Origin of the sequence: Kitasatospora sp. NPDC096077, from assembly GCF_040303245.1 — a bacterium.
Taxonomy (GTDB): domain Bacteria; phylum Actinomycetota; class Actinomycetes; order Streptomycetales; family Streptomycetaceae; genus Kitasatospora.
Window position 1 is genome coordinate 189,905 of record NZ_JBEOSV010000007.1, and the last position, 21,513, is coordinate 211,417.

The following is a 21,513-nucleotide window of genomic DNA, read 5'->3' on the forward strand; positions in this document are numbered from 1 at the left end:
GGTATGGGGCCCCGGTCCGGTCGTTATTGGTCCATGTTCTCTCCATTTCATCGCCCCGGCCGGCTTACCCGGCCTATCGGGGGGGGGGCCCAACCCGAGCTCGGGTAGCACCCCCACCGCATTCGTTTCGCTTCGGTCGCTGTTTCGGTTTCAGTCGCTGCCGTGGGCTTCGGTCGCTGCTACGGCTGGAGGGCCGGGCGGCCGGACAGGAGACCCTCCAGGAACTGGCCGTGCCCGGCGGGCGAGGAGCTTCGGCTGTCCGTGGCCCGGACGGTCCGGTCCTCCGGGGGCGCGGGCAGCTCGGCGGGCTCGGGGTGTGCCCGCAGGATCCTGGTCGGCTCCTCGACCCGGCCGGAGACCATCACGCCGAGGACGTCGGCGATGCTGGTCATCGACTGCGGCTGCCCCGGTTGTGCGGGCAGTCCGGGTTGTGCGGGCAGCTCCTCGTGGACCGTGTCCAGCGCCCGGGGGCGGGCCTGCGGGGTGGGACGTGCTTTCGTTCGGCTCGGGCCGGTGGTCACTGCTGCCGTTTTGTCGGTCGTTGTTGCTGCTTCGGTCGCTTTAGTCGCTGCTCTGGTCGCCGCTTCGATCGCTGTCTTGGTCGCTGCCGTCGCTTCGGTAGCTGCCGCTGCTTCGGTCGCTGCGGTCCTGCCGCGCAGCCGGTCGACCTCCGCCTCCAGCGTGGCCAGGCGCTCCCGCAGGTCGTCCAGCTCGCTCTTCTTCCCCATGCTCCAGGACCCTCCCCGGCCGCTCACAGCCATCTGACGTGCTGTTACAGCCTATCCGGGCCCCTCCCCCGCTCCCCCACGGCCACCCGCCGAGCCGTGCACCGCGGTGAGCCGATCGGAGCGACCGAAGCGACTGAAGCGACCGAAGCGAAGCGGTCGGGGCGAGCCGGCCGGGACGATCGGAGCGACTGAAGCGACTGAAGCGACCGAAGCGACTCAAGGACGACCTTGGCCCGCCCACTCCGCCGGGTCGCTTCCACGTCGGACAGCGACCGAGCGGGCAGCGACCGACCGACCGGACAGCGACCGGACAGCGACCGGAGCCGACCCAGCGGTGGCCCTCAGCCGTCCAGACGGTGCCGAACGTAGTCCGGATGAGCCGTGCCCAGCTCGATGCGGTTCTCGTCCAGGCCGTTGACGATCCGCAGACACTCCCCGGCGAAGGTGAACTCCACCGCCACCGTCCCCGCCGCCAGGTCCTGGCCCGCCGGGCGCCACTCGAGAAGCGCGACCTCGGACAGCTCCCGACCGACGAACGACGCCAGGCGCTCGTCACTGCGCGACCACCGGGGCGTGAGCTCGAACCACTCCCACCCGGCGATGTCCGCCGCGGTGTCGATCGTGTCCCAGCCGATCGAGAACTCGTCGAGCTTCGTGTGGCAGACCTCCACCTGGACGCCGTCGAAGTCCAGCACCACCGGGCAATCGGCGAACCAGTCGTCGTCCTCGACGAACCGGACCAGGGCGAACCCCGTCAGCCGTCGGCCGGCCAGGGCCGCCAGACGCGGTCCGTAAGCCTGCCGAGCCGCCTCGATCCCGACCAGGAAGGAGGGTTTGAAACCAGAGATCCCCATGTCCACAGCACCCGAGTCTCCCCGTCCCGGCCCGAACCTCCAAAGCCTTTTCCGTCCGCCGCTCCCGGTCACCCACCACCGTCACCACCGTGAGCGCCCACGGTGACATCCGGTCAGCCGGGAAAGGGGTCCTCCAGGACCGGCATACACGGGGACAGCAACGGCTCCGCGTGCTCGCTGACCTCGCCCCGGACCATCCGCAGGACGCGGACCTCGCTCCCGTGCTCAGCGGCCTCGTCATCGCGCACATGCAGCAGACCGTACGAGCCGACGCCCCATGCCTCACGCTCCCCCGCCTTACGTAGCCGTACCGGGAACCCCGCCGCGGTCCAGCAGTCGGTGGAGCCGCTCAGCGGGCAGCACCGGGTTGGCCGCGGCCCCCTCGGCCAGCTCCGGGTCGTCCAGGAGGGACGAGACCAGCTCGACCGGCAGCAACGGGTTGGCGGCCGCGGCCCGGCGGACCAGGGGGTCGGGGTCGGACAGCAGCCGGACGGGCGGCTCGGCGAGACCACGGTCGGCGGCGGCCAGGGCCCGCACCTCCGGGTCGGCGTGGTCGAGGAGGTGCCCCAACCCGGTGCGCGGAAGCCGGGACAACGTCAGCAGGTACGGACGCTGGCGCGGCACGGCGACGAAGGCGTCGAGGACGATCGCCGACGGCGCCAGCGGATGGTTGAGCGCCAACAGGTGCCGCACCAGCGGATCGGGATCGGCGGCCAGGCTCCGCACCGACTCCCCCGACAGCCACGCGTACGACGCCGCCACCCGGTGCAACAGGGGCTCGGGCGACACCGCGCACTCCTCGTACCAACCCGCCTCCTGCTCCCGGAACATCCCGCCGACCGGGCCGACACAGCAGAACGTGTGCGCGGTGCACTTCGACGCAAGCCCGACGACCTGATCGATGGCGACGCACTGCCACCGGGTCCGCGGGAAGGGCTGTACCCGGGCCCGAGTCCGCACGGCCTCATCCGCATCCTCCGCCAGGTCCGCCAGCAGCCCCGGATCCAGATCGGCCCGGGCGGCCACCCGCCGACGCACCGTCGGATCGGGATCGCGCGCCAGCCGGGCGACGATGTCGGCGGGGGTGTACGGGTTGGCGGCGAGTGACAACAGATCGCGCTGCTCCGCGAGGCACCGTTCGGCCACCGCCTGGGAGATGGCGTAGTTGCGGAGGAGCAGAGCCCGGCCGTGGCAGTCCTCCTCCGGTAGGTCCGCCTCCATCGCCGCCGGGTCCAGGACCCGGGCGTTCCGACGTGCCGCCTTCGACACCTCGGGATCCGGATCGGCGAGCAGCGCCTCACGCTGTGCGGGGGTGAGCGACAGCCACAGGCCGGTGGCCTGGGCCCGTAGGTCCGGATGCGGATGGTCGATCATCCCCTGTTGGAACGATGCCGGGATCTGTCGGGAGAACTCCAGCTCCTGCCTGATCTCATTGGCGTTGAGCAGTTGCCCTGGCCGGTCGTCGTCGCGCGCGGTCAGCAACGCTTCGAGGACGTCGTCGGGGAGCGGCTCGACCACGTCCAGGTGCGGACCCGAGGCCAGGGCGGCACGGACGAGCGCGTCCGGGTCGTCGACCAGCCGCCCGCGCTGCTCGGGCGCGACATACCGGTTACGGGCGACGGCCCGGCGGACCGCCCGCTCCGGGTGGCTGAGCGCCGCATCGACGACGTCCGCGGGAAGGCTCCTCTCTTGGCAGAGGACCGTCCAGGCGGCACGCGCCTGAGGGGCCAGGAGCCGCAGCAGGACATCGGAGGGAGCGGCCGGGTTGGCGGCGACACCGCAAAGCCACAGCTCGGGGAGGGAGGGGGCAGGCATCGGAACATCGTCGCAGCGACCCCGACGCGTCGTCAGCCGGATCCGCGATCCATCGAATTTTCCGCGGAAAATTCGATGGATCGGTGGGCCAGACCGAGGTTCGATGGCGCTCATCCGCACACCCGCGCCCGCACACTCGCACCCACACCGGAGGCCAAGCCCGATGCCCGACCAACCCGATGACGTGACGGCCACCAAGCGGTACGTCTACCTCGACCCGGACGGCTGCGGCGGAGGCTGGATGTTCGTCATCGTGGCCGCCCCCACCGGCGTCATCTACCAGAGCCAGTGCGGTGGCCACGCCTGCGCGCAGTACGAGCAGGAGGGGTACCTCGTCCCGCTCTACGGAACGGACCTGGACGCGGACCTGAACAAGATCTTCGTCGGCGAGCTCAAGGGCTGGGGCATGCGTGGCCAGGAGTGGTCCACCGGGGTACTCGACCGGCTGCGGACGGCCGTCGACGACCTGGCGGTTTACGGTTCCGGTACCCATGAGGACCTCTATCCACCGTCCCTGGTCCTCGACGAGTCCCGGCTCTCGGAGGCGGCGGAGGCATGGATCCCGGTTCTCACCCCCGACGGTCCCGGAGTGCTGGTCTGGGAGAACTCCGACTGACTGACGCCCGGCAGCTCCGGCGACCGATTTTCCGCGGAAAATTCCGACGGCTCCGACGGAACCCCAACGGCACGCGCGATAGCGTCACCTGGTGGCGGAACACCCCTATGACGACATCCGGATCGAGGCGCCCGAGTCCGGAGCTTCGGTCCGCAGAAACGTGCCCATGTTCTTCGGGGCCGCCCCCGGGGACCCACAGCTGGGCACGAATCTGCTCTCCGCCCTGGGCGACGACCTGCTTCACGCGGCGAGCAGCATCGCTCCGGCCCACCCCCTGAGCGCCCGCATCGACATCCTCGGCGACCGACGGATCACCGTGTCGGTGGCACAGCCCCACCGCTGGACGGCATCGGACTCCCCCACCCTCGGCCCGTCGGGGTCTCTGCTCGGCAACGAATGGTGGTCCCTGTCAGCCCTTGCCGCGTTGTCCGCCGCAGTGACCGTCGAGCTCTGGTGCGACGGACGGGGGTTCCGACAGCAGTGCTCGGGCTTGCGCCCACTCGGCGCCGTCCAGGACTTCCTGCCGCCGGACGGCAGCGGAACGCGCGTGAGCCTGACCCTCGACCCGGCTTGCATCGGCCCCGACGTCGCCATCCCTACAGAGCTCGACGGCCTGAACCTGCACGGCCCGTTCTGCACCGCCCCGCCCGGCCCCGGCCGGCTGTTGATCCGAGACCACCGGCAAGGCCCGGCGGCACGGGACATCCGGTACCGCTGACCGACCACTTCCCCATGCTTCGGCGGCCTTCTCTGTCCCTCCGAATTTTCTGCAGAAAATTCCGGCATGCGCGCTCGCGCCCGTGAAGCGGTGGATCGGTGGATCGGTGCTCCCCCGCGGATCTGTGACGCTCAAGGCCCACAAGGCCCGTTGACCGATCCTCGGTTCTCGGTCCCTGGACATCCCACGTCGGCCCGGCGGCAGTAGCCGGGGCGTGGTCGCGAGCCGAGCAGCACTCGCCATCTCAGCCAACCGAGTCGAGCCCAGGCGAGGGGAGCGGCGGCTGAGACGGGCGGTGGGTAGCGCAAGGACCGTCGTGTCGGCCGACCGATTTTCCGCAGAAAATTCCGGCCGGGTCGGCGGGCACTCCACTCGGCCGGAACCCGAGCCCGCACGTCATCCGCTGCGGTGGTCATCTGCTGCAGCGAAGACCCGGACGCGTGCGTACCCCTGGGCGACCCCGGCCGTCCCGGTCAGCACGGGGTCGTTTTCAGCGTCGGCCTCCGAGCCGCAGGGTTGCACGTCCAGGTTGGGTCGGACATCCCGTACCGCTGACCAACCACTCCCCTTTGGTTCAACGGTCTTCTCCGCCTTCCGAATTTTCTGCAGAAAATTCCGGCACGCGTGCCCGCGCCCGTGATGCGGTGGATCGGTACTCCCCCCGCGGATCCGTGACGTGCAGGGCCCGCAAGGCCCGCCGACCGATCCCCGGTTCCCGGTCGCCATAGGCCTCACATTGGCCCGGCGGCAGTGGCCGGGGTGTGGTTGTGAGTCGCGCAGGATTCGCCGTCTCCGCCCGCCGAGTCGAGTCCGGGGGAGGGGAGTGGCGGCTGGGGTGGGCGGTCGGCAGGGTATGGGCTGTTGCGTTGGCGGACCGATTTTCCGCAGAAAATTTCGGCCGGGGTTGGTGGGCACTGCAGCCGGCCAGGACCCGAGCCGCAGACCGGGGGAGCGAATGTGTACCCCTGGGCCGGGCTGCGGAGTGGCAGCTGCCGGCGTGTGTCGACGGCCTTCTGTTCAACTGGCGGACCCCGACAGTCCCGACGCCGCGTCCTCTGCTGAGGTGGTCAGCCGCTGCAGCGAAGACGCGGACGCGTCTGTGGCCCTGGCCGACCGCGGGCATCCCGGTCAGCACGGGGTCGCCTTCAGCGTCAGCCTCCGAGTCGCAGGGCTGCATGCCTAGGTTGGGCCGGACATCCGGTGCCGCTGACCGACCGTTCCCCCATGGTTCGGCGGTCTTCTCTGGCCCCCCGAATTTTCCGCAGAAAATTCCAGTACACGCACTCGTGCCCGGGGAGCGGTGGATCAGTGCTCCCCGCGGATCTGTGACGCTCGGGGCCCGCAAGGTCTGTTGATCCTTCCCGGACGCCTCACGTCGGCCTGGCGGCAGTGGCCGGGGCGTGGTTGTGAGTCGCGCAGGATTCGCCGTCTCCGCCCACCGAGTCGAGCCCGGGGGAGGGGAGTGGCGGCTGAGGCGGGCGGTCGGCAGCGTATGGGCTGTTGCGTTGGCGGACCGATTTTCCGCAGAAAATTTCGGCCGGATCGGCGGCCACCACAGCCGGCCAGTACCCGAGCCCGCACGTCCTCCGTAGCGTTCTCCGCTTTAGTGGTCATCCGCTGCGGCGAGGGCCCAGATGAGTGCGTGCCCCGGGGCGACCGTGGCCGTTCCGGTCAGCACGGGGCCGTCTTCAGCGTCGGCCTCCGGGGCGCAGGGCTGCATGTCCAGGTTGGGTCGGACATCCGGTACCGCTGACCAACCCGCTCCCCTATGGTTCGGCGGTCTTGTCTGCCCTTCCGAATTTTCTGCAGAAAATTCCGGCACGCATGCCCGTGCCCGTGAAGCGGTGGATCGGTGGATCGGTAGATCAGCACTCCCCCGTGGATCTGTGACGCTCAGGGCCCGCAAGGTCTGTTGATCCTTCCCGGACGCCTCACGTCGGCCTGGCGGCAGTGGCTGGGGCGTGGTCGTGAGTCGCGCAGGATTCGCCGTCTCAGCCAACTGAGTCGAGCCCGGGGGAGGGGAGTGGCGGCTGAGGGCGGCGGTCGGCAGGGTGTGGGCCGTCGTGTCGGCGGACCGATTTTCCGCAGAAAATTTCGGCCGGGTCGGCGGGCACCACAGCGGGCCAGGACCCGAAGCAGCAGAGCGGGAGAGCGACCGCGTACCCCCGGGCGGGGCTACGGAGCGACGGCTGCCGGGCCCCTCAAGCGACGAATCGCCATGACACCAAGTGCGTCGACGACCTACTGTTCACCGGGTGAACCCCGACAGTCCCGACGCCGCGTCCTTCGCTGGCAGCCCGATGCCCGATGCCCGCTGACTTTCAGCTGACCTGGGAGCTGGGCGGCCACGGCTGGGCCGACTGCACGGTCAGTGATCGTGACTCCTCGACGGTGATCACGGCGTCCAACATCACTACCGCCCCCGAGGACCTTCTCGCCGCGACGGCCCGGCTCGCCCTCGGCGCCACGGAGTCCCGCGCCCAGTTCAATGCCGAGCCCACGATCGCCCGGTGGATCCTCTACCGGGAAGGCAGCGACATCTGGATCCGTATCCTCGAACTTCCGGGCGACGTGCACGACAACAGGGGCACCGAGATCTGGTCGTCCCAGCAGCCCCTGATCACGGTTGTCCGCGCGGTTGTGCGCTGCTTCGACTCGGTCGCGGCCAGGTACAGAGAGAGTGCCTATCGCGGCAAGTGGGGTGAGCACTTCCCCCGCCAGGAGCTCGAAGTCCTCCGGCGACAGCTGCCCTGAGACCGGGCCCGCCTCGTTCGGAGAACGGCGGCGGGTCCGGATTTTCCGCGGAAAATTTCCGGTCCTGGAGGGGGCTGACAACAGCACCCTCCAGGACCCCCGGCCCGTTCAGGCAGCGCGGCTGAGGTCCAGTCGTTCGGGCGACGGCTCGAAGCCGGCCGCGCGGTAGGTGGCGATGGCCGCGGTGTTCGAGCTCGGGGTGCAGACGAGCGCGCTTGATGCCCCCATCTCCCGCAGCGCCGTCGCAGCGGCGATGCTGATCGCCGTCCCGTGGCCGCGACCACGATGGTCGGCGTGCACGCCCAGCGGTTCCAGCAGGCCGGGCTTGCCGGGCCCGGCCGACCAGACCGTCACCGCGGCCACCGCACGGTCCTGGTCGTCGTAGCCGATCAGGCAGCGGGCGTCGGCGTAGACCGGCCCGGCCGCGAGGACGTGCCAGCTCTCCTCGGTGAACCTCGGGCTGCCGAACGCCGAGCGGTGCACCGCGGTCCGAGCCCTCGCCGTCTCCGGGCCGACCACCTCGACCCTCAGGCCGGACACCTCCACCGGTTCGGCGAGATCGTGGCGCAGCGGCGTCCACGGCTCGTCCAGGTTCCAACCCGTCTGCATGAGGACCTCGCGGAGCAGGGCACCGTCGGGAACCTCAAGGCCGACCCTCCCCGGTGGCAGCACCCCGTGCTCCGGGTCGTCGAGATCCGCCCGCAGCCGGCGCGCCAGATCCTCGTCCTGTCGCAGCTCCGGAGCGGTCGTCAGGCGCAGCAGGTCGGGGGCGTCCAGAAATCCGACGGCAACGATCCGCCCATCCACGCTCCAGGTACGGACGGCTGCGGCCAGCCTCTCCGCGCCCCTGGCCCAGGCCCAGCCGAGGTCCCCCGGGTGGAGCTGCAGCGGCGTTCGGTCGTCCTGCCACGCGCGGAGCGCATCCACGGCCCCGGTCAACCCGGCGACGCCGGGCTCGTTCAACACGATCGTCATGCCCCCGTATCCCACACCATCGCGGCGACCGGCCGCACCCGCTTTTCCGTCGGCCAGCCTTGGCTCCTGCATACAGCCTTCGGGGGATCTGGATTTTCCGCAGAAAATCGGCCGGCTACCCCCGTGGGTGTGCCACGCGGAACTCAACGGCCGAACGCGGGCCCCGGGGAATCGGGATCTCGGCCACCCCTTGTGGGCAAGACGGTGCATCGGCTTACTCTGCGGTCCATGGACATGGACTCCGAACTCGGCGCGCTGGCAATCCAAGAAGGCCTTGCCGCTCCCTTGGTAGGGCGCCTTCTCCGGCATCCGGTGGCTCGCCGCCGGGCGGCACTGCTCCGTCGGGACCTGACCGAAGAACAGATGGAGGAGATCATCGCGCTCGGCTCCGCGCGATCGCTCGCCGCCAACAGCGGGGTGCCGGCCTCGATCAAGTCCCGCCTGGCGGAGCACCCGGAGCCGGAGGTTCGGTGCGCGCTAGCCGCCAACGCCACCGACGAGCCATCAGGGCTGCTGGCCCGCCTGGTCGACGATCCGGATCCACTGGTGCGGTCGTTCCTGGCGATGAACGAGCACCTGCCGACCGAACTCATCACCCGTCTCGCCGAGGACCCGGACTCCACCGTGCGGGCCTGGCTTCCCCGGCACGGTCGCAACGCCCCGGAGGCCGTGCGCCGGGCACTTTTCACGGACACCGACCCAGGTGTCCGCCAGGCCGCGGTCGCGCACTGGTCTCCTCCGCTCGATCTGTTGCCTGCCCTCCTCGCCGATCCGTCGACCCGCGTCGGCGCCGCCAGGCACTCACAGCCGACCCCGGAACTGGCCCGCGATCCAGATCCCCGTGTGCGCGGTGCCGCTGCCGCACATCCTGACCTCCCGGCAGCCCTTCGCGACATGCTGGCCGAGGACCCGGACGTCGTCGTCCGCAACGAGATCGTGTGCCGCGCGGACACTCCGCCGGACCTGCGGGAGCGGCTCGCGGCCACCCTGACGACGGAGGATCCGGCCGAGGCCTTCCTGCTGTCGCACCGCAACCACAGGTGCCCTTCACCAGACCCCGCCCCATCCACGCTCACCCACGAGCAGGCGGAAGCCCTCCTTTCCAGAGCCGGCCTCTAGGCCGGCTCTGGCCGGGGGAGTGGCGGGCCCAGGCCGAAGGACCGGGCCATCTCGACACCTCGTACGCCGGTGGATCGTTCGTCGGCGGCCGTCCGCCTTGTCCTCTCGACCGGGAATGTCAGTGGTACGAGAGATGCTTGATGGTCGCCGTCATCGCGCCAGGGGGTCTCTTCACATGCCGATCCATATCGCCAGCCGTCGCCGCAAGCCGGCGTCACTGACCGCTGCCTTCCCCGGCGCCGAGATCATCGACGTGACCTCCAAAGCACCGGCACCGTGGGTCGGGTTGAGCCCGTTCTATCCGCACGGCGGGATTCCGGTCCCCTTCAGCGCCGGGGTGACCGGTCAGTCCGTGGAAGGTATCTGGCAAGCCCTCAAGGTCTTCCGGGATTCCGACGTCGACCCCGCGAAGCTGGCGGTCACCACGATGAAGGGCCTGAAGCGGACCGTCCGTCGGTACGGCCCCGTCCAGGGCCACCGAACAGGTCTCACCGGAGACCGGCTGCTGCCCTACGAAGCGGCTCGGCGCCGGATCTACCTGCCGGCCTACCGCTGGATCCTCGAACACCGAGCCGCCGACCTGGTCGAGTCACTCAGGAACAAGGCCGACGTCGTACTCCTCGACTACACCACCAACGGGGACGTCACCGACCTCACCACCCCGCTCTCCCACGCCGCGCTCATCCAGCTGTTCATCGACGGGCGCTGGCCCAGCGAAGACGACGACGGCGAGGCGTCCGGCCGCTAGCAACCCACCGACCTCATGGTGTGCTCGGGGTTGGGTGAGACCCATCGATTTTCCGCAGAAAATTCTGAGGCTCGGGGCACGTTCGGCAGCGGCTCACTCGCTTGCTTCCCGCGACCGTCCCACGGAGCCGAGCCGAGGCTAGTTGTCATGAACTCCACCAAAACGGGTTCCATTTCGCTGCCAGCGGGGGCGGATCGCCTGAGAAACCGCAGATTCGGCGCGGGGCCCGCGATGCGCTTCGAGTCTTGAACATAAATAACGTCACTAGACCACGAATAAACTTTTTCGGCGTCGGCGCCCGATTCGGCCGCGCCCGCTCCTGGAGCGCGGCATTGCTCCCCATCCGACGGAGGACACCCGAGCGCGATCGCCGACGGCGACACGGTGTGACACCGGGGTCCGCAGCACACACGTGCGCTGCGGACCCCGGTTCTATCGATGATCGATCAGGCGGTGTTGGGGGAGAGGGCCCAGACTTCGTTGCGGCTGCCGACGCGGTCGCGGATGCTGGTGGGGGAGCCGTTGCCGGTACTGCCTCTCTCGGACCTGCAACCGCACCGGCGTGCAGGACTGGACCATCGGCAGCGGCGGCACCCTGCGGGTCCTCGGTGCCTGCGTCCGCCCAGTCGGCGGAAGTGCGATCTTCGGCACCCAGATCGGACGGTGGGCCTGCGACCCGAACGGGACGGCAGCCAGCAACGGTGCGCCGGAACTGAGAGCTCTCTCGTCCCGCGGCCTCCGGCGTCCGACTGGCGGCTACACCTACACCGCCGACACCACGACCAGTGGCAGCGACCCGACGGGTCTCAACTGCTTCGGCGACGCGGTCGCCAACCTTGGAACCGCCGTCGGCGGGTTCACCGACGCGTTCATCGGCCCGATGCGGGAGGCCGCCGGCACCTTCGTTCAGGACATGGGCGACGGCATGAAGAACCTCAGCTGCCCGCCGACCTCCTCCGCATGGCCGGAACTCCCCCTGAAGCAAGGACAGTTGGTGGGCAACCGGTACCATCGTCTCCGTCCTCGTCGATGGCTGGGGCCTGCTGAAAGGGTCGTGGGCGGCGTCAAACTCCTGAAAACCCTGGCCAAGGGTGTGGGGGAGCTACCGGAGTCCCAGACCGGCAAGCTGTTCGGCGACAACCCCAGGACGACCCCCAGCGACCAGGAGACCGCCACCGACCAGGGCGGCCAGGTCGTAGCGAGAAGGACGGAAGATGGATCGGCTTGAGGGGTGGGAGTGGCTGGACGAGCCGAGGGAGAGGTGGGAGGTTCCGGATTCCCTGCGAGGGTCGGCAGCCTCGACCCCATTGAATCTGGCTATTGCCATGCTGTCCTGCGAATTCCTTGGGCATGAGCTCTGTGTACTGGTGGGGAGGTTCATTGCCGAGAATGCGCAGCTCTATCTCCGCCCGCCGGTAAGGGGCTTGACGTTTCGTGAACAGTCTCTGGTCTCCGATGTCTTGACCAGGCATACGCGTCGTACGTTCGAAGCGTGGGAGAGGTTCAGGCTGAGCGCGGAGCAGGAGAGGCCCGCGAATGAAGTTCGCCGACTTCTGCAGGAGAACCGGGGGCTTCTTGCTGCTGAGCTGAACGAGGCAATCCTGGCTTTTTCGAGACTTCCAGGAAGTGTCCTCTGCGAGGGCGGTCGATAGGGGATTTCCCTCAACCGTGCGGCTTTTGGTCCCTGCGGCATGGACTCGGTTCCGGGACAGGACACCGCCCGGAGCTGCACTCCGCCACGCCGTGGGGCGGACGCCTGGCGTGTGTGCGACCGGGGTGACATCGGTACGGGCCGTGCAGCCGTCGGGTCGAGCAGTTCCTGGGTGGGAGATGGGTGAGGGGCAGTTCATGATGGGTTATCCGGATTTCGGCACGATACTGGCCCGGTTGCTGAGCCACCGTGGGGTGGACGTCGGATGGCTGTCCGCGGAGTCCGGCGTTCCGGCGTCCGAACTTCGTGGGCTGCTCGCGGGTACGGCACCGCTGTCCGTGCAGGTGGAGGCGCTGGCGCCCGTGCTCGGGTTCCACACGGCCGACCTCTATGTGATCGCGGCCCTCCCGGTGCCGCAGGCCCTGACGCCTCGGGAGCCGGCCCCTGGCTCCCGGCTCGCGGACCTCGTCCACTACACGCTCGCACTGCCGCCGGACCAGCGGGACCGCGTGCACCGCCTGGTCGACCAACTGCGCCGGAAGCCCCACGAGGGTCCGCTCCAGCCACCACGGACGGCGGACCAGCAGGAGGCGGGCTTCGGAGCCGCACTCGTCAACCTGCTGTTCGGCAACCGGAACCTGAGGTCCCTGAGCGCTGCGGCCAAGTTGCTGTTCATGCTCACCAACGGCCACCTGTGCCTGGCCGAGACCACGATCGCCGCCCTGGCCCGGGGTGGCGGTCCCCTGACTCCGGACGTGGTCGCCGGCTTCGCGCGCACCCTCGGCATCCCCGAGGGCGACCTGGCTGCCGTCGTGGGTGTCGAACTCCCCGAACCACGCTGGCCGGATGATCCGTTGGCCGCCGAGATGGCAGGGCTGCTGTGGAACTGCCACCTCCTGACCTCGGCTCAGGTCGAGCAGGTGCACGCGGCGACGCGCGCGATGCTCGTACCGGTCCCCGCCGGTGCCTCCGACGAGGACTGGAACAGTGTCTACTACCGGGACGGCACCTGGTGGGGAGCCCGGAAGCAGTAGGTGCGGGCCGCAGGGCAGGTGTTGTTCTTGACGGTGTCGGTGGTGTGCTGGTTCCTTGGACCGCGGGGGGTGGGGGCGCGATGTCCGGTGCGGTGGTCACGTTGGTGGTGGCCGTCTTCGGTGTGCTGGGGACGTTGTTGGCGCCGTGGCTCTCGCAGCGGGTTCAGGCCCGGGCGGCGAGGGACGACTTCGAGCGTCAGCAGACGGCTGCTCGGACGCAGTGGGACCGTGAGCAGGAGCGGGCGGACCTGGCGCTGCGCCGGGGGTGCTACGTGGCCACGAACGCGGCCTACCGCCGGTACCGCGTCGAGATCCTGAACTTCCTCTGGTTCTCCTACCAGGGCCTTGTGACCGAGCGGGAGAGGGACGCGCTGGAGCAGGCCCGTCAGGCGCACCACGCGGCCTTCGCGGAGGCGCAGATGGTCGCCTCGTCGGCGGTGCTGGAGCAACTGGACGCGGTCACGCAGATGTTGTCCGAGGCGTACCGCAGGACGATGTGCCTGCACGAGGGCAATCCGGAACCGGGCGGGTCCTTCGACGAGATCCGGGACTACCTGAAGTGGCTCTGGGAACGGTGGGAGGAGATGCGCGGCGTCATGCGCGTCGATCTGGGCGTCGATCTGGGCGTCGACGGCTCCGCGGCAGGCTGAGGGCCGAAACCGTACCAATCCGAGGAGTGATGTGCCGTGCGAGTCGTTCTCCTGCAGCCACCAGCATGGCGGTTGAGGCCCCCGGCGGACGTGCTTGCCGAGACCCTGGCCGTGCCACGCATCGGGCTCGGCGACCTCTTCCGTGCCCACCTCTCCCGGGGCACCGAGCTGGGGAACCGGTCCAGCGAGGTCATCCGGTCCGGCGGGCCGGTGCCGGACGAGATCGTCATGGCGGTCGTGCACGAACACCTGCGGCGGACGGTCCCCGCCGCCTTCCTCCTCGACGGGCACCCGCACAACACCACCCGGGCACGCGCACTGGACGAAATGCTCCGCGAGCTCGGCATCCCGCTCGGCGGAGTGCTACACCTGCACCTCTCCGAGCACGAGACGGAGCGTCGCATCCTCCGTTGGGCGGCCCGCCGCCTCTGCCGCGAGGATCCGATGCACGGCCTCGGACCCGGACACGGATACGGGGACGCGTACCAGCCGGGCGAAGTGTTCGGCGACGGCCCCTGCGAGGTCTGCGGAGGTGAGCTGTACCAGCGCGAGGACGACCGGGAGGAACGCGTCCGGGGCCGGATCAGCACCTACCGGGCGATGATCGAACCGGTCATCCGGTACTACGCCGACCAGGACCTCCTCACCACGATCGACGCTGAGGGCACCCACGAGGAGATCGCCGGGCGCGCACTCGCCGCGCTACGCCGACGCGGCCACTGACATCGGCGGGAAACCTGGTGCGGCGGGCGGGGGAGGGCTGTTAGTTTGCGGCCTTGGTGTGGCCTCGGGGTGGCCGCGGCCTCCTGGAGGTGGCGGGGGAGTGGGGGAGAGGGCGATGGCTGCGGTGACGGTGCTGCCGGTCGAGGGCGGGGTGCGCTCGCTGGCGTGGGACGGGGCGGACCTGGTCGATCCGGCCGGGGGCGGGCGGCGCTGGCGGCCAGAGGCCGGGACGGCGGAGCCGGCCTTCGACGACTTCGGGCCGGCCTTCGACCGGGCCGTGCTCTCACCGTCGGGGCGGCACGCCGTGCTCCACGAGGAGCGCGGCACCAGGGGGCTGGTCGTCGACCTCGCGGGCCGGCGGGTGGTGCGCGAACTCGTCCGTGCCGAGTACAGGGCCGACGACTACGACTACCCGGTCGCGCTCGGCAGACTGCCGGACGGGCGCGAGGTGCTGGTCCACTGCCCCGAGGAGTACAACGTGCTCCAGATCGAGGAGTTGGCGTCGGGACGCCGCCTCACCGAGGGGGCCCGGGAGGACGTGGACGTCTTCCACTCGCGGCCCGCGGTGAGCCCGGACGGCCGTCACCTGCTGGTGGCGGGCTGGGTGTGGCACCCGTACGGCATCGCGGAGGTGTACGACCTCGCGGCCGCGCTCACCGATCCGGCGGTGCTGGACCGGGACGGTGTGCTGCCGGTCTCGTCGGTCTCCGACGGGATCGACGCCGAGGTCACGTCCGCCTGCTGGCTGGACGCGGACCGGCTGGCGATCGCGACAACGGATGACGACCAGGACCTGGGCACCGAGGTGGACCGGCTCGGGGTCTGGTCGATCTCGGCGCGGCGATGGCTCCACCGCAGCGCGCTGGACCATACGGCCGGCGTGCTGCTCGGCCGCGATTCGCAGGTGGTCTCGCTCCACGGGCACCCGCGCCTGGTCGACGTCGCGACCGGTGCCGTGGTCGCGCAGTGGCCCGAGGTGCCGGTCGCGCGGAGGACCGGCTGCTACGGCGTCCGGCACATCCCGACCCCGGTCGCGGCGCTCAGCCCGGACGGCCGCCGCCTCGCCGTCGCCCAGGACGAGGGCATCGCACTGATCGGGCTGCCGGGCTGACCCGGCCCGGGGGCCTCAGCGGGCGTCGGCCTCGTCGATCAGGTACTGGAGCTCGTCGAAGACCTGGAGCACGACGACGACCAGCACGTGGTCGGCGACCATGAACTCCACCACCACGCCGGGCGCCGCGTAGGCCTTCCGCAGGTGCTCGTCGGGGCCGATCGGCGCCGTCGCCGTCTTGTGGTACGGGTCGCGCGCGAGGACGCCCAGCGCCCGCTCCAGGAGGTCGCGACGCTCGGCGGGCAGGGTGTCGATCGTCGCCTTCGCCTCGACGGTGTACTGCACGCGGTACGTCATGCCGGACACGATAGCCGGGACGGCGTCGGGATGGGGAACCCCGGCCGCCGGATACCCGGGATTCCTTCGCCAACTCCCTTGTCTGCCAGGACAGTTCCGGCGACAGTGGAAATGCCGACTGACGTCGACGTACGTACCGAAGAGCGCGAACCACGGATGCTTGGAGGTCGGGTATGGCAAGCCACTACCGGAACGAATGCGGAGAGTGCGGCTGGCACACGGCCTGGCTCCCACAGTCCGTGGCCGACGAGAGGATGCTCGACCACTACGGGCAGCGGCATCCGGGGATCGTCCCCCGGGGCATGCAGGAGTACCGGGAGAGCGGCGGATGCTGCTCGTCGAGCTGTCTGATGGTGCTGACGGGGTTCGTCGGCCTCGTGGTACCCGCCTGGTACCTCGTGCACTGACCGGGCGGGCCGGGTGGCGTTGGACGCCGCGCAGGCCTGGCGGGATCTTGGCGGTCTGAGGCGTTCACGCCACTCGTGGGGCGGGGTGGCGGGACTGCAGGATGGAGCCGTCGCCGACCGGGGGAACCCGGGGCGGCCCACCGGAACCCTTCCCCCACCAGCGCGAACATGAGGTACCGCCATGCCCGTCAACGCCCCCGCCGTCCCCGTCGGCGGCCCCGCCCAGAGCGAGACCCAGGCCGGGAGCCGGGTCGACAGCGCCGTCCTGAGCGTGCCCGCCGCCGCCCCGGCCGTGGCCGCCGCCCACTACGCGGCCCGGCTCGCCTTCGAGGCGGACGTCTCCGACGTCCACGCCGACCTGGCGGCCGGCGTGCCCGGCGTCGTGGTCGTCGACACCCGCAGCGACGTCGCCTGGAGCCAGGGCCGCATCCCCGGCGCCCTGCACATCCCCACCGGGCGGATCGCCGAACTGGCGCCGCGGCTGATCGACCCGGCGCAGACCGTGGTCACCTACTGCTGGGGCCCCGGCTGCAACGGCGCGACCCGTGCCGCGCTGGCCTTCGCCCGACTCGGCTACCAGGTCAAGGAGATGCTCGGCGGCTTCGAGTACTGGGTGCGCGAGGGCTTCGCCTACGACACCGCCACCGGCACCGAGCAGCGGCCCGTCGACGACCTGACCGCCCCGCGCTCGGGCATCTCCTGCGCATGCTGAACGGCCGCGGCCCGCCGAACGACACCGCACGGCCGGGCGGCGTGATCCGCCCGGCCACCGCGGCCGACCTGCCGTACGGCCATCCTGAACCTGTCGCGCGCCGTCAACGTCCCCTCCACTGTCGTGAACGCTGTCCGAGGCCGGTCGCCGCCCCGGCGGCTACCCCGCCAGGGCCGACAGCCAGGGGTGGCCGGGGTGCACCTGGGCCAGCCACCCGCCGAGCGTGCTGCGCCGGGTCCGGTCCAGTAGCGGCAGGGCGGCGTCGAAGTCGGCCCGGTCCTTGGGCCGGGTCGCCTTCGCCTTGAACAGCAGCACCAACTCCGGTGCCAGGTAGGGGATTCCGTCGGCCGTCCGCTCGATGATCGCCTCGTACGGCAACCGCAGGGTCTCGTCCCGGCGGCAGATCCACGTCCCGCCCGCGTGCGGCTCGCGGAAGACGTCGAACAGGAACCGGCCGCTCGACGGATCCCGCAGCCAGGTCTGGTGCGTGGCCGCCAGCGCCTCCGCACCCGCCCCGGGCCAGACGCGCCCCGAACCCACCGCGTCGAACACGTACTCCGGGAAGCGCTCCCGGACCTCAGGGAACCCCGCCGCAGGCACCGCGATCTCCAGGTCGCCGTGCGGCCGGGACTGCCGCCCGAGGAAGAGGTCCAGTGCCCAGCCGGCCGCCACGCACCAGGTCGTGCCGACCCCCTCCAGCCGCCGGGCGACCTGCTCCGGCCGCCAGGCGTCGGCCCACCGGGCGGCCAGTTCGTCGGCGCCGAGCTCGATGCCGCCGGGCGGCAGGGTTGCGGTCACCACGACAACCTACTGCGGCCCCGGGACCGGCGGATGCCCAGGGCCCGGACGTCCGCCGCCGTGGGCGCGACCGGCGCCCGGCACCCGGCTTCCTCAGCGCCGCCAGCGGTAGCAGGCGTCCCACTCCCCGGTGATCCAGGTGCCGTCACCGAGCGGCAGCACGTTGTCGACCTCGGGCATCGGGTACTCGACGCGGCCGTGCAGGGCGCCGGTGGCGGGGTCGGCGAGCCAGTGGCTGTACTCCCGCCAGGCGTCCTCGCCGAACAGGTACACCGCGGCCTCGTCGTACGGGTTGTGGAGCGTCACCAACGCGGTGTCGTCGTCCACGAACCCGCTCGGGTAGGAGAGGTACGGGGCGTTGTGCACCGAGCAGTCGCCGGTGCCGGGGGCCGGGAAGTCGTCCAGGCCGAGCGTGGCGGTGACCTGGTGGGTGGGCAGGCTGTGCCAGCTGACGTCCCGTCCCCTCCGGTCGAGGGTCATGCAGCGGGCGGCGCGGGAGTCGGTGTCCAGGTACGCGCGCTCGCCCGGGCGCAGGGGGTCCCGGTCCGGCGGCAGCCGGTCGCCCAGGACGATGGCACCGGACTCGGACTCCCGACACGCCGCCCGGTAGCTGGTGTGCGCCGTCCGTCCTCCGGCGGTGGGGTCGGTCACGGTCGCGCCGGCGACCTCGCCGTTCCCGTCCCACCACAGGCTGACGAACCGCTCGTAGCCGCCGCACGGGAGCATGCTCCGGGCCAGGACCGTCCCCGCCGCGTCCAGGGTGAGGATCAGGGTGCGGTCGGGCAGCCCGGAGGGGAGGCGCAACCAGATCCGGGGCTCGCCGGCGGCACCGGCCGGCGAGAACGCGAGGTAGCCCCAGCGGCCCACCTCCCATGCCCCGTACGGCTGTTGCCACAGCGTCCGGCCGCTGTCCCGGGCGACCGCGACGTACGCCGTCCCGGTGCCGAAGACGGCGAACGACAGGTCGGGGGCGACCCACACCCGCGACCACGGGGTGGTGGCCGGCGGCGCCGGGAACTCGGCCACCAGCTCGGCCTGTTCGCCCAGCTCGTGGATGCGCAGTGATGCGGCGCTGCGGACCTGGAGGCGGGGGACGGGACCGTCGGCGTCGAGGACGCGCCGGGCGTCGGCCCGGTCCGGGATCGGGTACCTGGCCACCAGTCGAGGTGTGATCGTCATATCGCCATCCTCCCGGGCCGGGCCGGGCAGAGCCGGGCCGGGCCGGCGGCCTGATCCGCGGAGGCAGCCGTGCCCAGCCCGCCACGCCCAGCCCGCCACGCCCCGTCCGGCGGGCGCCCGCTCGCCGCGCGCGTACTCCCACCGCACACTGGGACTCGTGCCCGCCGACCAGCCGACCCGCGCCGAACGCGACCTCCTGTCCGCGATCGAGGCCCGAACCACCCCCGGCACCCCGTCGGCCCCGGACGCCGTCCTCGACCAGGGCCGCCTGTTCACCCCCGCCCCCTGGCCCCGGGGCGCACCCCGCCGCGGCACCCGGGAACGCTGCCACCCCAACGCGCTGCGGGTCGCCCACCTGACCGGCACCGCTTACGTGGAGGGCTACGCCTACGCCGACGGCACGGCCTGGCCGCACGCCTGGTGCGCCGGTCCGGGCGGCACCGTCCTCGACCCGACCTGGCCCGGCGGAGCCGCCACCGCCTACCTCGGCATCCCGATGACCACCGAGTTCGTGCGGGCCTTCCAGCAACGCACCACCACCAAGACCGCGTTCGTCGGGGTCCTGGACGCCGAGGTCCAGACCGTCCGGGACGCCACCCGGGTCTTCACGGACGGCATCCCCGTCTGGGGCCTGCTCGACCTCGGCCGCCCGCTGCCGGAACCGGTGGGCCCGGACCGGCGGGCCCGGAGCTGCTGCGTCTGCCACTGACGGCCTGTCGGCGTGACGCCCCCGGCGGGCACGACCGGGAGCAGGCGCTCCTCCTACCCGGGCGTATCGGTGGCCGTGGCGCCCGGTCGGTGGGCGGCCAGGGCCTCGGTGATCTCGCGCGCCGCCCGGTCGAAGTCGGAGCCGGGGATCGAGTCATGCGCCCAGGGCGCGTACAGGCGGCGCGGGCGGCCCTCGACCGGATGGACGGTCAGGTGCGTGACGTCCCCGCTCCTGCGGGACTCCTCGACCTCGACGACGATGGACCCGATCTCACTCCAGGACCACGACCGGCGTCCCAGCAGACGGGCCGTCCGGATGCCGTGGGCGTCGACGACGGTCCGGCCCGAGGCCAGGTTGAGGTAGACCAGATCGACCACGAGGATGCCCGGCCCGAACATCCCGGCGCCCCACCACCCGTCCCGCTGCCAGTTGGCGACGATGAACGCGGCGGGCAGCACCGACAGGCCGATGATCCACAGGAGGAACGATCTTCGCTGACGGGACGGTATCGGGTAGCTCACTGATGGCATGGCGGGATGCTAGTCCGTGCTTCCGCGCCGAACTACGCCGGGGAGGGCCACCTCCCGCTCGCCGGTGCGGAGCTGCAGCGAGTCGCCGGCGCCCGGCCGTGGTCCCCGACGAGCGGCATGCTCATCGGGGACCACGGCCGTTGGTGCGGCGCCCGGGCCCGCTCGGGGGTTCGGGTCGGGGCCGCGGTTCCACGATGCCGGTGACGGCGGCGGACGGCGCGCGGGGCTACGCCGTGACGGTGTCGGAAGGGGTGACGGCCGCTCGAACGGCTGGTACGGCTTCGGCGCCGCGCCCGGTGGCCATGGCCGGGAGCGGGCGCCAACCGGCCGGGACGTCGCGCATGACCAGGGCGCAGTCCAGGACCGCGCTGCCCGGCGGGAAGCGGTCCGGGTCCTCGAAGAAGGAGGACGCGGCGGAGCGGATGCGGCCGGCCTCCACCCGCCAGGCGTCGGTGCCGAGCTCCATGCCGTCCAGGTGACGGCCGGCGCGGGTGGGGGAGAAGCCCTTGGCCCCGCCCCGGAAGAAGGCGGAGGCCTCGGCGAGATCGGCGAAGAGTTCGCTGCCGCGCAGCTCGTCGGAGAGCTCGACGGTGACGTCCACGCGGGTGCCGCCGTCCCGGGGCGCCACCGCGACGCGCAGCAGGTCGGGCGTCTCGTGCACGGCGAAGTCGGCGCGGTCGTGTGCGCCGGGGAAGAGGCGGCCTCCGGCCCAGGCGTTGAGCCGTGAGGCGGTGGCGCGCCGCGGGATGTAGACGCCGGTCTCGACGCCGTCCGGGCCGTCCCATTCGACGGCGATCCGGTGCGCCATGTTCTCGCTCCGCAGCCCGAGCGCACCGAAGACCTCGGGCACCCGGGCGGGCCGGACCCGTCCCAGGCGCAGCAGGCAGATGCCCGCGACCGCGTACCCGTGCACCAGCTGGGGACGCAGCGGCCCGGGGAGCAGGCGGGCCGCGGCTTCCGGGGCGACCCGGTAGTTCACCAGCAGCCGTCGTTCGACGACGCTGGACAGTCGCGGCTGCCTCATGACGCCTCCTCGCCCTGCGCGTCCGCGCGCCGCCTGGTGTGGCGCAGCACGATCTGCTCGGGGCAGACGGCGCTGAGGAACCGGCCGACGCAGGTGGCCAGGCGGTCCTCGGCCAGCGCGTAGTGGATCCGGTTGCCGTCCCGTCGCTCGGTGACCAGCCCGGCGCCCTTGAGCACCCCGAGGTGCCGTGAGACGGAGGGCGCGCTGATCGGGAACCTGGCCGCGATCTCGCCGGCCGCGAGCTCTCCGCCCCGGAGGTCCTCCAGGATCTGGCGCCTCGTCGGATCGGCGAGGGCGCGGAAGACGCCCGTCTCGTCCTGCGCTTGTGTCATGCCATCTGTTTAGCATCTTGGCTAAATAC

24 protein-coding genes are annotated in these 21,513 nt (G+C 71.3%); 13 read left to right on the forward strand and 11 right to left on the reverse strand.

Annotation, left to right across the window (positions count from 1 at the left end; translation table 11 throughout):
- Positions 1 to 179: 179 nt before the first annotated feature.
- The 4 genes from ABTZ03_RS10125 to ABTZ03_RS10140 all read right to left on the reverse strand — a co-directional run bounded on the left by ABTZ03_RS10125 (position 180) and on the right by ABTZ03_RS10140 (position 3,511).
- Positions 180 to 728 carry a hypothetical protein gene (locus ABTZ03_RS10125; RefSeq protein WP_350512421.1) on the reverse strand — a complete coding sequence of 183 codons (549 nt, stop codon included), beginning with the start codon at positions 726 to 728 and terminating at the stop codon, positions 180 to 182.
- A 341-nt stretch (positions 729 to 1,069) separates the two neighbouring features.
- A complete protein-coding gene (locus ABTZ03_RS10130; protein ID WP_350512471.1) occupies positions 1,070 to 1,582 on the reverse strand; it encodes a hypothetical protein in 513 nt (170 codons plus the stop codon).
- A 113-nt stretch (positions 1,583 to 1,695) separates the two neighbouring features.
- Positions 1,696 to 1,935, reverse strand: coding sequence for an Imm7 family immunity protein (locus ABTZ03_RS10135; RefSeq protein ID WP_350512472.1), 240 nt, complete (start codon positions 1,933 to 1,935; stop codon positions 1,696 to 1,698).
- The gene (locus ABTZ03_RS10140; protein WP_350512422.1) at positions 1,880 to 3,511 is read right to left on the reverse strand and encodes a hypothetical protein; all 1,632 of its coding nucleotides are present in this window, start codon (positions 3,509 to 3,511) and stop codon (positions 1,880 to 1,882) included. The genes ABTZ03_RS10135 and ABTZ03_RS10140 overlap by 56 nt, the downstream gene beginning before the upstream one ends.
- A gap of 49 nt (positions 3,512 to 3,560) precedes the next feature.
- On the opposite strand from ABTZ03_RS10140, the gene ABTZ03_RS10145 reads away from it, so the two are divergent.
- From ABTZ03_RS10145 to ABTZ03_RS10155, 3 genes are all read left to right on the forward strand, one after another.
- Positions 3,561 to 4,013, forward strand: a complete 453-nt coding sequence (locus tag ABTZ03_RS10145; protein ID WP_350512423.1) for a DUF6210 family protein — start codon at positions 3,561 to 3,563, stop codon at positions 4,011 to 4,013.
- Positions 4,014 to 4,104: 91 nt separating this feature from the next.
- Positions 4,105 to 4,731 carry a hypothetical protein gene (locus tag ABTZ03_RS10150; protein WP_350512424.1) on the forward strand — a complete coding sequence of 209 codons (627 nt, stop codon included), beginning with the start codon at positions 4,105 to 4,107 and terminating at the stop codon, positions 4,729 to 4,731.
- Between the two features lie 2,307 nt (positions 4,732 to 7,038).
- Positions 7,039 to 7,485: a hypothetical protein gene (locus ABTZ03_RS10155; protein WP_350512425.1), complete on the forward strand. Its 447-nt coding sequence runs from the start codon at positions 7,039 to 7,041 to the stop codon at positions 7,483 to 7,485.
- Positions 7,486 to 7,593: 108 nt separating this feature from the next.
- On the opposite strand, the gene ABTZ03_RS10160 is transcribed toward ABTZ03_RS10155, so the two are convergent.
- Complete coding sequence (locus ABTZ03_RS10160; protein WP_350512426.1) at positions 7,594 to 8,460, reverse strand: GNAT family N-acetyltransferase; 867 nt, start codon at positions 8,458 to 8,460, stop codon at positions 7,594 to 7,596.
- A 228-nt stretch (positions 8,461 to 8,688) separates the two neighbouring features.
- Here ABTZ03_RS10160 and ABTZ03_RS10165 point away from each other — a divergent pair, with 228 nt between their 5' ends.
- The 7 genes from ABTZ03_RS10165 to ABTZ03_RS10195 all read left to right on the forward strand — a co-directional run bounded on the left by ABTZ03_RS10165 (position 8,689) and on the right by ABTZ03_RS10195 (position 15,496).
- Positions 8,689 to 9,579 carry a hypothetical protein gene (locus ABTZ03_RS10165; RefSeq protein ID WP_350512427.1) on the forward strand — a complete coding sequence of 297 codons (891 nt, stop codon included), beginning with the start codon at positions 8,689 to 8,691 and terminating at the stop codon, positions 9,577 to 9,579.
- A 133-nt stretch (positions 9,580 to 9,712) separates the two neighbouring features.
- On the forward strand, positions 9,713 to 10,327 hold the full coding sequence (locus tag ABTZ03_RS10170) for a DUF6939 family protein (protein WP_350512428.1): 615 nt from the start codon (positions 9,713 to 9,715) through the stop codon (positions 10,325 to 10,327).
- A gap of 562 nt (positions 10,328 to 10,889) precedes the next feature.
- The gene (locus ABTZ03_RS10175; RefSeq protein WP_350512429.1) at positions 10,890 to 11,555 is read left to right on the forward strand and encodes a ricin-type beta-trefoil lectin domain protein; all 666 of its coding nucleotides are present in this window, start codon (positions 10,890 to 10,892) and stop codon (positions 11,553 to 11,555) included.
- A 659-nt stretch (positions 11,556 to 12,214) separates the two neighbouring features.
- Positions 12,215 to 13,012 carry a hypothetical protein gene (locus ABTZ03_RS10180; RefSeq protein WP_350512430.1) on the forward strand — a complete coding sequence of 266 codons (798 nt, stop codon included), beginning with the start codon at positions 12,215 to 12,217 and terminating at the stop codon, positions 13,010 to 13,012.
- Positions 13,013 to 13,092: 80 nt separating this feature from the next.
- A complete protein-coding gene (locus tag ABTZ03_RS10185) occupies positions 13,093 to 13,662 on the forward strand; it encodes a hypothetical protein (protein WP_350512431.1) in 570 nt (189 codons plus the stop codon).
- A 36-nt stretch (positions 13,663 to 13,698) separates the two neighbouring features.
- On the forward strand, positions 13,699 to 14,385 hold the full coding sequence (locus tag ABTZ03_RS10190) for an adenylate kinase family protein (protein ID WP_350512432.1): 687 nt from the start codon (positions 13,699 to 13,701) through the stop codon (positions 14,383 to 14,385).
- Positions 14,386 to 14,500: 115 nt separating this feature from the next.
- Positions 14,501 to 15,496 (forward strand): hypothetical protein, encoded by a 996-nt coding sequence (locus ABTZ03_RS10195; protein ID WP_350512433.1) that lies wholly within the window; start codon positions 14,501 to 14,503, stop codon positions 15,494 to 15,496.
- Between the two features lie 15 nt (positions 15,497 to 15,511).
- Here ABTZ03_RS10195 and ABTZ03_RS10200 read toward each other — a convergent pair whose 3' ends face one another.
- Positions 15,512 to 15,793 carry a hypothetical protein gene (locus ABTZ03_RS10200; RefSeq protein WP_350512434.1) on the reverse strand — a complete coding sequence of 94 codons (282 nt, stop codon included), beginning with the start codon at positions 15,791 to 15,793 and terminating at the stop codon, positions 15,512 to 15,514.
- Between the two features lie 239 nt (positions 15,794 to 16,032).
- Between ABTZ03_RS10200 and ABTZ03_RS10205 the strand changes: the two genes are divergently transcribed.
- Complete coding sequence (locus tag ABTZ03_RS10205; protein WP_350512435.1) at positions 16,033 to 16,200, forward strand: hypothetical protein; 168 nt, start codon at positions 16,033 to 16,035, stop codon at positions 16,198 to 16,200.
- 181 nt (positions 16,201 to 16,381) lie between these two features.
- Positions 16,382 to 16,912, forward strand: coding sequence for a rhodanese-like domain-containing protein (locus ABTZ03_RS10210; RefSeq protein WP_350512436.1), 531 nt, complete (start codon positions 16,382 to 16,384; stop codon positions 16,910 to 16,912).
- A gap of 159 nt (positions 16,913 to 17,071) precedes the next feature.
- Here the strand turns inward: ABTZ03_RS10210 and ABTZ03_RS10215 are convergent, their stop codons facing one another.
- Positions 17,072 to 17,710 (reverse strand): nucleotidyltransferase domain-containing protein, encoded by a 639-nt coding sequence (locus ABTZ03_RS10215; RefSeq protein WP_350512437.1) that lies wholly within the window; start codon positions 17,708 to 17,710, stop codon positions 17,072 to 17,074.
- 93 nt (positions 17,711 to 17,803) lie between these two features.
- On the reverse strand, positions 17,804 to 18,889 hold the full coding sequence (locus ABTZ03_RS10220) for a hypothetical protein (RefSeq protein ID WP_350512438.1): 1,086 nt from the start codon (positions 18,887 to 18,889) through the stop codon (positions 17,804 to 17,806).
- Between the two features lie 157 nt (positions 18,890 to 19,046).
- On the opposite strand from ABTZ03_RS10220, the gene ABTZ03_RS10225 reads away from it, so the two are divergent.
- Positions 19,047 to 19,598 carry a hypothetical protein gene (locus ABTZ03_RS10225; RefSeq protein WP_350512439.1) on the forward strand — a complete coding sequence of 184 codons (552 nt, stop codon included), beginning with the start codon at positions 19,047 to 19,049 and terminating at the stop codon, positions 19,596 to 19,598.
- A gap of 53 nt (positions 19,599 to 19,651) precedes the next feature.
- Here the strand turns inward: ABTZ03_RS10225 and ABTZ03_RS10230 are convergent, their stop codons facing one another.
- The 3 genes from ABTZ03_RS10230 to ABTZ03_RS10240 form a co-directional block, all read right to left on the reverse strand.
- Positions 19,652 to 20,128 carry a hypothetical protein gene (locus tag ABTZ03_RS10230; protein ID WP_350512440.1) on the reverse strand — a complete coding sequence of 159 codons (477 nt, stop codon included), beginning with the start codon at positions 20,126 to 20,128 and terminating at the stop codon, positions 19,652 to 19,654.
- A gap of 226 nt (positions 20,129 to 20,354) precedes the next feature.
- On the reverse strand, positions 20,355 to 21,152 hold the full coding sequence (locus ABTZ03_RS10235) for a DUF2071 domain-containing protein (protein WP_350512441.1): 798 nt from the start codon (positions 21,150 to 21,152) through the stop codon (positions 20,355 to 20,357).
- Entirely contained in the window at positions 21,149 to 21,484 is a 336-nt protein-coding gene (locus tag ABTZ03_RS10240; RefSeq protein ID WP_350512442.1) for a metalloregulator ArsR/SmtB family transcription factor, read from the reverse strand. Before ABTZ03_RS10240 ends, ABTZ03_RS10235 begins: the two co-directional genes overlap by 4 nt.
- Positions 21,485 to 21,513 lie beyond the last annotated feature (29 nt).